This is a genomic window from Streptomyces sp. NPDC048496, from assembly GCF_043200055.1.
GTDB lineage: Bacteria > Actinomycetota > Actinomycetes > Streptomycetales > Streptomycetaceae > Streptomyces.
Map to the genome: position 1 here is coordinate 46988 of NZ_JBICXB010000023.1, position 12363 is coordinate 59350.

A 12363-nucleotide genomic window follows, 5' to 3' on the forward strand; every position below is an offset into this window, starting at 1 on the left:
TTTTCCGGCTCACGGCCAGAGCAGTTCCCGGGTCCAGTCGCCGCCGTCCCGGCGGTAGCGGAGCCGGACGTGCCGTCGCCGCACTTCGCCCTGGAAGAACTCGACCTCGTGCGGCTCGACCACGTACCGTGTCCAGCTCGTCACGTCCGCCTCCGGTTCCGCCTGCGCCCGCTCCCATGCGGCGTCCGAGGCGCGGTTCAGCTCCTCGTACGAGCCGAGCACCTCGCTCTGTCGTCCCACCAGTGCCGAGGCCAGCGCCCCGGTCGAGCGGACGTGCAGATCGGCCCGGCTCTCGGCCGGGGTGCAGGCGGTGACCGGACCTCGCACCCGTACCTGTCGGCCCTGTGCGGGCCAGTAGAAACCGAGCGCCGCATGCGGACGCGCGGCGAGCTGGCGGCCCTTCGCGCTGGTGGCGTGGGTGGCGAAGTGCCAGCCGCGGTCGTCCGCGTCGTGCAGCATCAGCGTCCGTACATCGGGGTGGCCCTCGGCGTCGGCCGTGGCCAGCGTCATGGTGTGCGGCTCGGTCTGCCCGGCGGCCACCGCCTCGGCGAACCAGGCGTGGAAGAGGGGGAGCGGGGTGCGGGGTGCGGCGGCCGGGTCGAAGGCGGGGAGGTCCACGTCCCAGACGCGCTGGGCGTGCAGGAGGTCCCGGAAGGTGCGCTGGGCAGAGGTCGATGCATCCGTCATGCGGCCATTGGACATCAGGACCCGGAGTGCCCCGTCGCCTCGCCCCCCTCGCACCCCCCTCATCCCCGCCCCAGCACCACCGTCCCCGACGAGCAGAACCAGCCGCCCGTCCCCGAGGCCACCGCCAGCTCCGGCAGCCGTCCGTCCGTCTTCCGGACCTGACGGTCTCCCGCCTCCCCGCGCAGTTGCCGTACCGCCTCCACCAGCAGGAACAGCCCGCGCATGCCGGGGTGGCAGGCGGAGAGGCCGCCGCCGTCGGTGTTGACCGGGAGTTCGCCGGTCAGGCCCGTGCGGCCCCTCTCGACGAAGGCGCCGCCCTCGCCCTTCGCGCAGAAGCCGAGGTCCTCCAGCGTCACCAGCGTCATATAGGTGAACGCGTCATAGATCTCGGCCAGGTCGATGTCCGCCGGCCGCACCCCGGCCCGTTCGAACGCCAGGCGGCCCGAGACGGCCGCCGGGGAGACCGTGAAGTCGCCCCACTCCGACATCGTGGAGTGCGAGACGTGCTCACCCGTGCCGAGGATCCACACCGGAGCCTTCGCCGTGTCCGGCACGTACTCCTCCGCGGCCAGCAGCACCGCGCACCCACCGTCGCTGCGGATGCAGCAGTGCAGCTTGGTGAACGGGTCCGCGATCATCGGGCCGGACAGCACGTCGTCCACCGTGATCGGGTCCCGGAACATCGCGTCCGGGTTGGCCGCCGCGTTCGCCCGCGCCTGGACCGCCACCTCGGCGAGCTGCTCGAGCGTCGTCCCGTACGCGTGCATATGGCGGCGGGCGGCCATGGCGTACTTGGCGATCAGCGAGTGCCCGTACGCCACCTCGAACTGGAGCGGGCCGCGCGAACCGAACGACAGGTTCGACGTGCGGCGCCCCGCCCTGATGTCGGCGCGGGCGGTCGATCCGTACACCAGGAGTACGGCGTTCGCGCGGCCTGCCGCGATCGCGTCGGCGGCGTGGGCGGCCATCACCTCCCAGGTCGCACCGCCGACCGCCGTGGAGTCCACCCAGGTGGGTTTCAGCCCCAGATACTCGGCGACCTCGACGGGGGCGAGCGTGCCGAGTCCGGCGGAGGCGAAACCGTCGACGACCGAGCGGTCCAGGCCCGAGTCGGCGAGCGCCCGGCGGGCGGCCTGGGCGTGGAGGGCGTACGGAGTCGGGCCGTCGACACGTCCGCAGTCCGCGAGGGATATGCCGACGACAGCGACCTTGCGCGGGGGAGAGGAGGGCGAGGAAGGCATGAATCTGACGGTACATCAGATATGGCGTACAGACCGGTGTGCGGGCGGGCCGGGTCCGGGAGCGGGGGTGTGCGCGAGTCTGGGTTTCTGGCGCCAACACCCCTAGCATGACGGCCCGTCAGGTCAGGGGTCGACGGCCCCTGAGGGGAAGGAGCCCGACGATAGACGCCGCCTTCACCGCGGAACAGGACGAGATCCGCCGCACCCTGCGCGAACTGCTGGCCAGACGCTGCGGACCCGCCGAGGTCAGGAGCGCCGTACGGACCGCGCACGGATACGACGAGACCCTGTGGCGGCAGCTCGCCCAGGACCTCGGACTGCCCGGCCTCGCGCTCGCGGAGGAGTACGGAGGAGTCGGCGGCGGCCCCGCCGAACTCGCCGTCGCCTGCGAGGAGGCCGGCCGTGCCCTGCTGCCGTCGCCGCTGCTCGCCACCGCCGTGCTCGCCGCACCGCTGATCGCCGCCGTCGGCACCGACGCCCAGCGCGCCGCCCTGCTGCCGCGCATCGCCGCGGGCGAGCTGACCGCGACCCTCGCCGTCCCCGGCGGCTCACCGGCCACCGCCCTCGGCCTCATCGACGACACCAGCGGCGGCGCCTGGGCGGGCGGCGGCCGGTCCGGCGGCGTACAGGCCGCGCCCGGCCCGGACGGGTGGCGGCTGTACGGCGAAGCCGCCCAGGTCCTCGACGGGCACAGCGCCGGACTTCTGCTGGTCGCCGCCCACGCGGGTGGCTTCCCGCGCAGCCGGACTCTCCTCTTCCTCGTCCGCTCCGACACGGCGACCGGGCTCGCCCGCACCCGGCAGACCTCGCTCGACGAGACCCGGCCGGTGGCCCGTGTCGAACTCCGTGAGACCACCGCCGAACTGCTCGGCGCGGACGACACGGTCGATGTGTCGGGGCCGGCCGGAGTACTCGCCGCCGTCGGGCGCACGACCGCCGCCGCACTGGCGGCGGAGGCGGTCGGAGCCGCGGCGAGCGCACTCGACCGGACCATCGAATACGTCAGGGCGCGCGAGCAGTTCGGCCGCGCCATCGGCTCCTTCCAGGCGGTGAAGCACCGGCTCGCCGACCTGTACGTACGGGTGCAGGCGGCCAGGTCCGCGGTGTACTACGCGGCCTGGGACCCGGCGGCCGGAGGGCTCGCGCTCGCCCAGGCGCTGGAAGCGCTGCGGATCACCACTGCCGAGGCCGTCCAGCTGCACGGCGGCATCGGCTTCACCTGGGAACACGAGGCGCATCTCTACTTCAAACGGGCCGCCGCCGACGAGCTGCTCTTCGGACCGGTCCACCGGCTGCGCGATCACGCCGCCGAACAGGCCGGTCTGTTCACGCCCGGCGTCCGGAATCCGCGCGCGGAGGTGGCGGTCTGATGGCGCCCGGAGTCCGGCTGATCCAGAAGGTGTCCTCGACCCGTACCTTCGCCAGGATCGCCCCGCACGTCGTGCCCGCCATGGACCGCACCGTCCACCGGCTCACCCGCGGCAAGGTGCTGCTCAGCGCCCGGATGCTGCCGGGGATGATCCTGACGGCGCGCGGGGCGAAGAGCGGACAGCCGCGCACCACCCCACTGGCCTGCATGCCGGAGCGCAGCTCCGAGGGCGGCGGCAGCGACAGCTGGATTCTGATCGGCAGCAACTTCGGCCGTCCGGGTCATCCTGCGTGGACCGCCAACCTGCTGGCCCATCCGGAGGACGCCGTCATCAACTGGAAGGGGCACGACATCGCCGTGCGTGCCCGGCTGCTGGAGGGCGCGGAGCGGGCGGAGGTGTGGCAGGCGGCGCTGACGTTCTGGCCGCCGTACGCCACGTATCAGGCGCGGGTGGAGCGGGAGATCCGGCTCTTCCGGCTGGAGCGGCGCGACACTCCGTGACCCGGGGGCCGCCCGGGTACGCCGATGGCGGACCACATCGGGTGGTCCGCCATCGGTGAGACAGGACGTGGGCAGCCCGGGATTGCCGTGCGGAGCCCAGTACAGGAAGAAGCGAGGCAAGAAGAAGGGTGCGCCCGGCGTTATCTCGTCGGTTTCTTGCCGGTGATGCCCAGGTGTACCAACAGCGCGAGGTTCGGCTTGAGTTCCGCCTGCTTGACGCCCCAGGTCTGGAAACCCTTCTGGTGCGAGGCGACCGCCGCCAGCATCGCGACGAGCGAGCCCGCCATCGCCGCCGGACTGACGTCCTTGTCGACCTTGCCCTTGGCCTGGAGCTCCTTCACCGAATCGGTGAGGGAGTTGGTGACCGAGTTCAGGATCTTCATGCGGATCTTGTAGAACCGCTTGTCGCCCTCGGCCGCCCCCAGGTCGACCACGCGCAGGATCGCGTCGTGGCGTCGCCAGAAGTCGAGGAACCCCTCGACGAGCTCTTCGGAGGTCTGCCAGCCCGCCTTGCCGACCCAGGAGCGGCCGGCGACCAATTCGGTCAACGCGGCGCCCTCCTTGGCCATTTCTTCGGCGATCTCGAGGACGGCTCCCTCGACGTCGGGGAAGTACTGGTAGAAGGTTGCGGGTGAAGTCCCCGCCCTGCGAGCGACGTCGATGACTTTGACGTCCCGGTAAGGCGAGGAGCTGAGCATCTCACTGAGGCAGTCGAGCAGCTTCTGCCGCGTCGCCTGTCCGCGTCGACCGGCCACGCGGCCGTCGACGGTGCGCACTTGTCCTGTCATGCCGTCAGCTTACCGAGGGGTGATCGGAGCGCTATTCGGCCGACTGCAAATGGGGAGTTCCGCAGGTGCGCTGGGGTGGCGTGGGAGAAGTAGCCGGATTTCGGCGGATGCGATCCACAACCTGAATAGTGTTATCAACAGCCTGTGGACAACTTCGGTGGATAACTTTCCGTGACGCGACGGCCAAGGAACTTCGATATCGAATCTTCGTTCGACTGGGAGCATTCGCTGCGCGGTACATGCGGTGCGCGGCTACTTTGGGTGTGACGAGCGTCACTTCGACGGAAGGACCCGGGCCCATGGCCGCATTCCCGCGCTCCGCGCCGTGCTGGGTGGACGCGCAGCTCCCCGATCTCGAAGCGGGCAAGCGTTTCTACGGCGGGCTCTTCGGGTGGACCTTCCGGGCCGGGGACGCCGCCGAGAGCGCGTATGCCGAGGCCCTCAGCGACGGCAAGCTCGTTGCCGCACTCGCCGCCAAGCAGGACGGCCGGATGCCGACCGCCTGGGGCGTCTGCTTCGCCACCGACGACATCGCCGCGACCGTCGCCCTGATCCGGCAGGAGGGCGGCCAGGTCATCACCGAGCCCGTCCGGGTCGGCCGCGCGGGCGTGCTCGCGCAGGCCGCCGACCCCGGAGGTGCGGTCTTCGGGCTCTGGCAGGCCGGTGACCGCAGCGGGTTCGAGAAGCAGAACGAGCCCGGATCCTTCTGCTGGACCGAGGTCTACACCCGGCAGAAGGACCGCGTCGACGCCTTCTACGAGAAGGTCTTCGGCTTCCGCGGAACCGATCTCGGCGAGTCCGGCACCGATCACGGCGAGCCGGGCACCGGCGACGGGGACACCGGCGACGGGGGCGCCGCCGATTCCGGATCCTCCGAGTCCGGCTCAGGCGGTGCGGGCGCCTCCGAGTCCGGCGTCGACTTCCGCATGTGGTCCCCCGAAGGCACCGAACCCGGCCCCGACACCGCGATCGGCGGACGCAGTGTGATCACCGACGCGTTCCCGGCCGAGATGCCCAGCTATTTCCTCATCTACTTCGCCGTCGCGGACTGTGACGCCGCCGCCGAGACGGCGGTCGGGCTCGGTGGCCGGGTCTCCGCGCCGCCCTTCGACATCCCGTACGGGCGGATGGCGGTCCTGCACGACGATCAGGGTGCCGAGTTCGCCGTACTTCAGCCCCCGGTGTCCTGAAAGAGGGCAGAGTGACATGTGACACCCCGATCCGCCCCCGGGTTCGCAACCATCGCCTCAGCCAGGAACAATCAGGGAGCGCACCGCCGGGTGGTGCCCAGTGGTGAGACGCTGCAGAGGGCGGGGTTTTTCGCGGACTTCTGTTCCTGAGGTCCGTACGGGGAGGTGGCAGGCAAGTGGTGGAGCAGCTGACGCAGCACGACCCGAGGCGGATCGGCCCGTTCGAGGTGCTGGGACGGCTCGGGGCCGGCGGCATGGGGCTGGTCTATCTCGCCCGCTCGGCGTCCGGCCGACGGGTGGCGATCAAGACCGTACGTACGGAGCTCGCCGAGGACCAGCTCTTCCGGGTCCGCTTCACGCGTGAGGTGGAGGCCGCCCGCGCGATCAGCGGCTTCTACACGGCCGCCGTGGTGGACGCCGACCCGCGCGCCGCCGTGCCGTGGCTCGCCACCGCTTACGTGCCCGCTCCCTCGCTCGAAGAAATAGTGAATGAGTGCGGCCCGATGCCGACCCAGGCGGTGCGCTGGCTGGCCGCCGGGATCGCCGAGGCACTCCAGTCCATCCACGGCGCGGGGCTGGTCCACCGTGACCTCAAGCCGTCGAACGTGCTGGTGGTCGAGGACGGTCCGCGGGTGATCGACTTCGGGATCGCGTCCGGAGTTTCCAACACCCGGCTGACCATGACCAACGTGGCGGTCGGCACCCCTGCGTACATGTCGCCGGAGCAGGCCAGGGACTCGCGCAGTGTCAGGGGCGCGAGCGATGTGTTCTCGCTCGGTTCGACGCTCGTCTTCGCCGCCACCGGGCATGCGCCGTTCCACGGGGCGAACCCGGTCGAGACTGTTTTCATGCTGCTGCGGGAGGGCCCCGATGTGGAGGGGCTGCCCGACGACCTGCGGCCGCTGATCGAGTCCTGCATGCAGATGGACGCCGGGCTGCGGCCCAGCCCGGCCGATCTGCAGGCCCAGCTGGCCCCGCACCTCTTCGCCTCCGGCAGCGACGACAGCGGTACGGCGTCGGCCTGGCTGCCGGCGTCCGCCACGGCGATGATCGAGCAGCGCCGCGGCGGGGGACGCACGGTGGTTCCCGCCGCGGCGCCCGCCCCGGCGCCGCCGCCGCCCCAGCACCCGCCGCGGGGCGCGGACCAGGAGTCGGCGTGGCGCAGCGGCGCTGACCTGAGATCGCCGTCCCCCGCCCCCTCACCTGTTCGGGTGGCTGAGCCGGACGGGGGCGGTCCGGTGCGGCTGCCCGGGGCGAAGGTGCCGATCGGACCCGGGCCGCGTGCCGCGGACGTGCGCGCGATGGCCGGCGCGGAGGCGGGTCCCGCGACCGGGTGGGTGCGCCCGCCCGCCGGGCTGAACCGCGCGGTCCCGGCCGCCGCCCCGCTGCCCCCTCCGGCGCACGCCCCCGATGCGCCGCCCGCGGAACCGGACCGCTGGCGGCCCTGGCGGTTCCGGATGTCGAACGACGTGTGGGGCACGCCGGTCGTCGCCGGGGACCTGCTGTACGTGACGTCGTTCGAGGTGCACGCGCTGGACGTCGGCAACGGGCGGCGCCGGTTCAAGACCCGTGACGTCGCCTGGTCGATGACGCTCGACGGCGGCCGCATCCACGGCTCCGACGGCCCTTCGCTGTACGCCCTGGACGCGCTGACCGGCGCCGAACGGTGGCGGCTGCAGACCGACGCCTGGGTGTACTCGCTCAAGGCCGACCGGGGCACCGTCATCACCGGCACGCGCGGTGGCGGCGTGCAGGCATGGGAAGCATCCACCGGCGACAAGCTGTGGGAGACCGGAGGCGTACAGACCGACTTCGAGACGGCCGAGGCCGGGCCCGCGATCCACGACGGCACGGTGTACCTGTGGCAGGACGCCCGGCTGCGCGCGGTGGACGCCCGTACGGGCATCGAGCGCTGGTCGTACCCGATCGGTGACGCGGCCTCCTGCGGGGGTGTGCCGGTACGCGTGACGGCCGCCGCGGACGGCTGCGTGTACGTCGCCGCGGGCACCCGGGTCCTCGCGGTGGACATCGCGTCGGGGCTGGTGCGGTGGCACTTCGAGTCGCCCGCGGTCTTCCTGTCCCCGCCCGCGTTCGCGCCGGGGCCCGCGGTCACCGGCGGCGGGGTGTACCTGGCCGACTACCTCGGCACGGTGTACGCACTCGACGCGACGACCGGCAAGGACCGGTGGCGCATCGCGACGGAGGCGCGCCAGTCGATCGAACCGGTACTGGTCACGGCGGGCAATGTCCACGTCGGCAGCGGCAGCGCGCTGTACACGCTGGATGCGGTGACGGGCACCCCGAAATGGCGGTTCGCCGCGGGCGGCGAGGTCGTCGGCGCGCCGGTCGTCGCGGACGGCCGCGTCCACTTCGGTTCCGCGGACCACGTGCTGTACACGCTGGACGCGGCAGGCGGCCAGCTGCGCTGGAAGCTTGCGACGGGCGGCGAGATCACGGGGTCGCCGGTGGCGAAGGGGGGCGTGGTGTACGCGTGCAGCAAGGACCGCTGCGTGTACGCGCTGGACGCGCTGAAGGGGACGGGCACGGGGAACCGGGCACGGGCGTAGGCGTTCACCGGGCTCGCCCGGCAGCCGCTTTGTCCTCAATCGCCGGACGGGCTCGATAATCGCCGGACGGGCTCGATCTTCCCCGCTCGTCCGGCACGTATCGGCCGGTCCGGCATACCCCGACCCGTCCGTGTGAGGACGGAACCGTGCGCCATGGGTGGGGCAAGGCTGTGGAAGGCGTCGGGTTCGTCCGGCGCGTCAGGGGCCCGGCGGGCGGCGCGGGTCCGGGGGCTCGGGGCCCGTGTACGGGTCCGCCTCCGGCTCCGGCAGGGGGCTCGTCTGCACCGACGGCCCCGGCTCCTGCGTCGGCGGCCAGGTGTCCGGATCGTCCGACCCCGGTGCCGCGTAGGGCCGCTTCCGGTTCACGCGCTCCAGACGCCCGCGCCCACCCCGCCGCCCCGGCATCACCGCAGCCCCCACCAGCATCAGTGCCCCACCCACCGCGGCGGTCGCCACCCCCACCTGCAGCCCGGACCCGTCCGCCGCCACCGTCAGGCTCCCGGTCGCCTGCCCCTGCCGCACCATCCACAGCACGGTGAAGCCGAGGACGACGACCCCCGCGCACGCGACCAGCAGCCGGGACCGGAGCACCACACCCACCACCGTCACGGCCGCAGCGAAGAGAAGCGGCAGCCAGACCGACCCCCACGGTCCCGGCCGCGCACCGCTGATGCCGTTGAAGAGGTCTGCGATCCGGTACTGCCGCCCGAGGCGGCCGTCGTACCAGTCACGGAAGGGGCTCAGCACGGCGGCCGCCGCTCCTGCGAGAGCGACGGTCGAGCCGAGGACGTTGCGGATCATCATCGGCCTCCTGCGGTCGTGCGGACCGGCGTCGCGCGTCAGCACCGCTCTCGGCGTCGACGCTACGCCGGGCCCCTGGCCCCCGCCATGCAGGAGCGCACCGGCCGGACGGCCCTTCCCGTGTGCCATGCGTTACGGTGTCGCGCGGTCGTTCGACAGCAACATGACAACAACACAAGGGGGGCTGCATCGGTGATGCGGCAGCATCTGAAACTCTCGGCGGTCCTGGTGGCGGTGGTGCTCGCGCTGACCGGCTTCTCGACCTCGACCCACGGTGGCAAGAGCCGCGGCGGCAAGAGTCGCGGCAGCAAGAGCCATGGTTCGAGCAGTAGCGGCGGCGGCTGCTCCAACTCCAAGAAGAGCAACGGCAGCTACCACCACAACGACTACGACGACGATGACAACTCGTCGAGCAGCTCGTCCGGGGGCTCCACCTACGAGACCGCGACCCCCGGCGCCACGGCGACCGACGCGCCCCAGGTGACCGTCGTCCGCTGCGCGCAGCCCCGCAAGGGCAAGCGGCGCGCCGTGACGGCCTCCACCGTCCGCATCGCGGCCGTTGCGTACGACACGCACATGTACGACATCGACGTCACCTTCCTCGACGCGGCCGGCAGCACCGTCGACACCGGCGAGGCGAGCGTGGAGGTCGACGGCGGCGCGAGCCGGACCCTCTCCGTGCGGATGGACACCCCGGGCAAGGTGTCCCGGGTGAAGAAGTGCCGGGTCGAGGCCACGCTCAGCTACTGACCGCGCTCACCGCAGCCCGAACCCGCTGTCGCCCCGCCCCCGCCCCTTGAACAGCTCCCCCTGCCGCTCCACCGGCAGGTTTCCGAGCGCGATCAGGTGCGGGGCGTGGGCCAGCGCCTGGGTGCGCGCCGCTTCCTTGGCGGACCACACCGCCCGCACCGTTCCCTGCACCGCCCCGGTCGGGTACGACGCGATGACGGCCGCCGCCCGCACCGCCGCCGCCACCGCGCCGCCGGGCGCCGTCACCTCGCTGACCAGCCCGGTCTCGTACGCACGCCGGGCCGTCACCCGTTCGGCCGTACCCATCAGGGACATCCGGGCGACCTCCCCGAACGGCATCCGCTGCGCCATGTGAATCGCCTCGTACGCGCTGACCATGCCGTATGTCGTATGCGGGTCGAAGAACGTCGCTTCCTCCGACGCGATGACGAACTCCGCCTCGCCCAAAAGATAGAACGCCCCGCCGCACGCCATCCCCTCCACGGCGGCGATCACCGGCTTCCACAGGTCGTTCGTCTTCGGTCCGATCGCGAGCAGCGGATCGTCGATCGTGTACGGGGACGAGGGCTGCGGCACCGCCACGTCCCGGTCGATCCCCGTACAGAAGGCGCGCCCGCCCGCACCGGTGACGACGACGGCCCGCACCCCGTCGTCGAAACGGAACGCCCGCCACGCGGCGGCGAGTTCGTCCGCCGTCGCCAGGTCGATCGCGTTCAGCTTCTCCGGCCGGTCGAGGGTGACGACCGCGACCCCGGTCTCCTTGTCGGTCTCCGTCCGCAGCGTCATCGTCGCCCGCTCACCGTTCCAGCAGCCAGCGGACCACGGTCAGCTCCGGGCTCACGGGCGCGAAGACCGCCCTCACCGGTGCCCCGATCCGCAGCCGCGCCGGATCGACCGAGTTCAGCGGTGCTTCGGGGCCGCTGACCACATTGCCGACCAGCCGGATGCGCGGAGCTTCGGCGAGTTCGACGACCACCGCGTTGTACGGGGCCTGCGCGGTGTACGCGGGCAGCAGCGGCGGATGCGGCAGCACGTACGACCAGATCCGGCCGCGCCCGTTCATCGCCCGCCACTCGCTCTCGAAGGACTGGCAGTGCGGGCAGCAGGGCCGCGGCGGGAAACGGAGGGCGCCGCAAGCGGGGGCGGCGCACGCCTGGACACGGAGTTCGCCCCGGGCGGCGTACTCCCAGAAGGGGGCACCGTCCTCGTCGGCGACAGGCAGCAGCAGCGAATCCATGGTCCTCTCAACTCCTCAGCAGTACGGCGGAGGTCGGCACGCCCTCACCGGCGGTGACCAGACAGGTGGCGGCGTCCGGAACCTGCGCGGTGGAGATCCCGCGCAGCTGCTTCACCCCTTCGTTGATGAGGTTGAAGCCGTGCACATACGCCTCGCTGAGCCCGCCGCCCCCGGTGTTGATCGGCAGCCGGCCGCCACTCTCCAGCGCCCCGCCCTCGGTGAACGCGGCACCCTCACCGCGCCCGCAGAAGCCGTAACCCTCCAGGGAGAGCGGGATGAGCGGGGTGAACGCGTCATAGATCTGTGCGACATCGACATCGTCCGGCCCGAAGTCGGCGTGCTTCCACAGCTGTCGGGCGGCCGTCCAGGCGGGGCCGGTGAGCGGGTCGTCGTTCCAGTAGTTGACCATCCCGTGGTGCTGGGCGGGCAGCCCCTGGGCGACGGAGTGGATGTAGACGGGCTTTTGGCGGCAGTCCCGGGCCCGCTCGGCGGAGACGACGACGCAGGCCAGTGCCCCGTCCGTCTCCAGACAGTTGTCGAAGAGACAGAGCGGCTCACTGATCCAGCGGGAGGTCATATACATGTCGCGGGTCAGCGGCCGTTCGTACATCACCGCGTCCGGGTTCTGGTTGGCGCGGTTGCGGCAGGCCAGCGCGACATTGAAGAGATGGTCGCGGGTGGCCCCGTACTCGTGCATGTACCGCCGCGCGAGCATCCCGATCTCGTCGGCGGGCCGCAGCAACCCGTACGGGCGGGTCCACTGGGCGGGGGTGGGCAGCTGGGCGGTGGTGTTCCTCCAGGGCCTCGGCCCCGAGCCGCGCTTCCGCGAGCGCCAGGCGACCCCGACGCTCGCCTGTCCGGTGGCGACGGCGGCGGCGAGATGCGCGATCGTCGCGCACGAACCACCGCCTCCGTAGCCGACCTTGGAGAAGAAGGTGACATCACCGGCCCCGATCGCCTTGGCGACCTCGACCTCGTCCGTCTCCTCCATCGTGTACGAGGCGAACCCGTCGACCTCCGACGCGGCGATGCCCGCGTCGTCGAGCGCCGCCACGATGGCCCGGCAGGCCAAGGTCTTCTCGGATTCGGGGAGTTGTTTCGCGAAGGCCGTCTGTCCGATCCCTGCTATCGCCGTCACGTCCTTGAGCGTCGCCACCCGCCACCTCCGCGATCGTCATGACTGCTGACAGCGGCAGAGGCTACAGCTAATCTGACGGATAGTCAGCTATTGC

General features: G+C 71.9%; 12 protein-coding genes. 5 read left to right on the forward strand and 7 right to left on the reverse strand.

Features of this window, described 5'->3' with window-relative positions:
* Positions 1-9: 9 nt before the first annotated feature.
* Together ACGFSA_RS20995 and ACGFSA_RS21000 are read right to left on the reverse strand one after the other, a co-directional pair.
* Positions 10-687, reverse strand: coding sequence for a pyridoxal 5'-phosphate synthase (locus tag ACGFSA_RS20995; protein WP_393306281.1), 678 nt, complete (start codon positions 685-687; stop codon positions 10-12).
* Positions 688-746: 59 nt separating this feature from the next.
* The gene (locus tag ACGFSA_RS21000) at positions 747-1928 is read right to left on the reverse strand and encodes an acetyl-CoA acetyltransferase (RefSeq protein ID WP_393306283.1); all 1182 of its coding nucleotides are present in this window, start codon (positions 1926-1928) and stop codon (positions 747-749) included.
* Positions 1929-2089: 161 nt separating this feature from the next.
* On the opposite strand from ACGFSA_RS21000, the gene ACGFSA_RS21005 reads away from it, so the two are divergent.
* Entirely contained in the window at positions 2090-3298 is a 1209-nt protein-coding gene (locus ACGFSA_RS21005) for an acyl-CoA dehydrogenase family protein (protein ID WP_393306375.1), read from the forward strand.
* Positions 3298-3798: a nitroreductase family deazaflavin-dependent oxidoreductase gene (locus ACGFSA_RS21010; RefSeq protein ID WP_393306285.1), complete on the forward strand. Its 501-nt coding sequence runs from the start codon at positions 3298-3300 to the stop codon at positions 3796-3798. Before ACGFSA_RS21005 ends, ACGFSA_RS21010 begins: the two co-directional genes overlap by 1 nt.
* 140 nt (positions 3799-3938) lie before the next feature.
* Here the strand turns inward: ACGFSA_RS21010 and ACGFSA_RS21015 are convergent, their stop codons facing one another.
* A complete protein-coding gene (locus ACGFSA_RS21015; protein WP_366133589.1) occupies positions 3939-4586 on the reverse strand; it encodes a TetR family transcriptional regulator in 648 nt (215 codons plus the stop codon).
* Between the two features lie 299 nt (positions 4587-4885).
* Here ACGFSA_RS21015 and ACGFSA_RS21020 point away from each other — a divergent pair, with 299 nt between their 5' ends.
* Both ACGFSA_RS21020 and ACGFSA_RS21025 read left to right on the forward strand, forming a co-directional pair.
* Positions 4886-5776: a VOC family protein gene (locus tag ACGFSA_RS21020; protein ID WP_393306287.1), complete on the forward strand. Its 891-nt coding sequence runs from the start codon at positions 4886-4888 to the stop codon at positions 5774-5776.
* A gap of 176 nt (positions 5777-5952) precedes the next feature.
* Complete coding sequence (locus ACGFSA_RS21025) at positions 5953-8343, forward strand: PQQ-binding-like beta-propeller repeat protein (protein ID WP_393306289.1); 2391 nt, start codon at positions 5953-5955, stop codon at positions 8341-8343.
* A gap of 198 nt (positions 8344-8541) precedes the next feature.
* On the opposite strand, the gene ACGFSA_RS21030 is transcribed toward ACGFSA_RS21025, so the two are convergent.
* A complete protein-coding gene (locus ACGFSA_RS21030; RefSeq protein WP_393306377.1) occupies positions 8542-9144 on the reverse strand; it encodes a hypothetical protein in 603 nt (200 codons plus the stop codon).
* Between the two features lie 192 nt (positions 9145-9336).
* On the opposite strand from ACGFSA_RS21030, the gene ACGFSA_RS21035 reads away from it, so the two are divergent.
* Positions 9337-9894: a hypothetical protein gene (locus ACGFSA_RS21035; RefSeq protein ID WP_393306291.1), complete on the forward strand. Its 558-nt coding sequence runs from the start codon at positions 9337-9339 to the stop codon at positions 9892-9894.
* Between the two features lie 6 nt (positions 9895-9900).
* On the opposite strand, the gene ACGFSA_RS21040 is transcribed toward ACGFSA_RS21035, so the two are convergent.
* The 3 genes from ACGFSA_RS21040 to ACGFSA_RS21050 are packed head-to-tail and all read right to left on the reverse strand — an operon-like array spanning position 9901 to position 12287.
* Entirely contained in the window at positions 9901-10680 is a 780-nt protein-coding gene (locus tag ACGFSA_RS21040) for an enoyl-CoA hydratase/isomerase family protein (protein ID WP_393306293.1), read from the reverse strand.
* Positions 10681-10690: 10 nt separating this feature from the next.
* A complete protein-coding gene (locus ACGFSA_RS21045) occupies positions 10691-11131 on the reverse strand; it encodes a Zn-ribbon domain-containing OB-fold protein (RefSeq protein WP_393306295.1) in 441 nt (146 codons plus the stop codon).
* 7 nt (positions 11132-11138) lie between these two features.
* A complete protein-coding gene (locus tag ACGFSA_RS21050) occupies positions 11139-12287 on the reverse strand; it encodes a lipid-transfer protein (protein WP_393306297.1) in 1149 nt (382 codons plus the stop codon).
* Positions 12288-12363: the final 76 nt, after the last annotated feature.

Excerpts from the sequence above, each read along its gene's own strand:
- ACGFSA_RS20995 (WP_393306281.1), bottom strand. The coding sequence starts at position 687 with ATGACGGATGCATCGACCTCTGCCCAGCGCACCTTCCGGGACCTCCTG.
- ACGFSA_RS21000 (WP_393306283.1), bottom strand. The coding sequence starts at position 1,928 with ATGCCTTCCTCGCCCTCCTCTCCCCCGCGCAAGGTCGCTGTCGTCGGC.
- ACGFSA_RS21010 (WP_393306285.1), top strand. The coding sequence starts at position 3,298 with ATGGCGCCCGGAGTCCGGCTGATCCAGAAGGTGTCCTCGACCCGTACC.
- ACGFSA_RS21015 (WP_366133589.1), bottom strand. The coding sequence starts at position 4,586 with ATGACAGGACAAGTGCGCACCGTCGACGGCCGCGTGGCCGGTCGACGC.
- ACGFSA_RS21020 (WP_393306287.1), top strand. The coding sequence starts at position 4,886 with ATGGCCGCATTCCCGCGCTCCGCGCCGTGCTGGGTGGACGCGCAGCTC.
- ACGFSA_RS21030 (WP_393306377.1), bottom strand. The coding sequence starts at position 9,144 with ATGATCCGCAACGTCCTCGGCTCGACCGTCGCTCTCGCAGGAGCGGCG.
- ACGFSA_RS21040 (WP_393306293.1), bottom strand. The coding sequence starts at position 10,680 with ATGACGCTGCGGACGGAGACCGACAAGGAGACCGGGGTCGCGGTCGTC.
- ACGFSA_RS21045 (WP_393306295.1), bottom strand. The coding sequence starts at position 11,131 with ATGGATTCGCTGCTGCTGCCTGTCGCCGACGAGGACGGTGCCCCCTTC.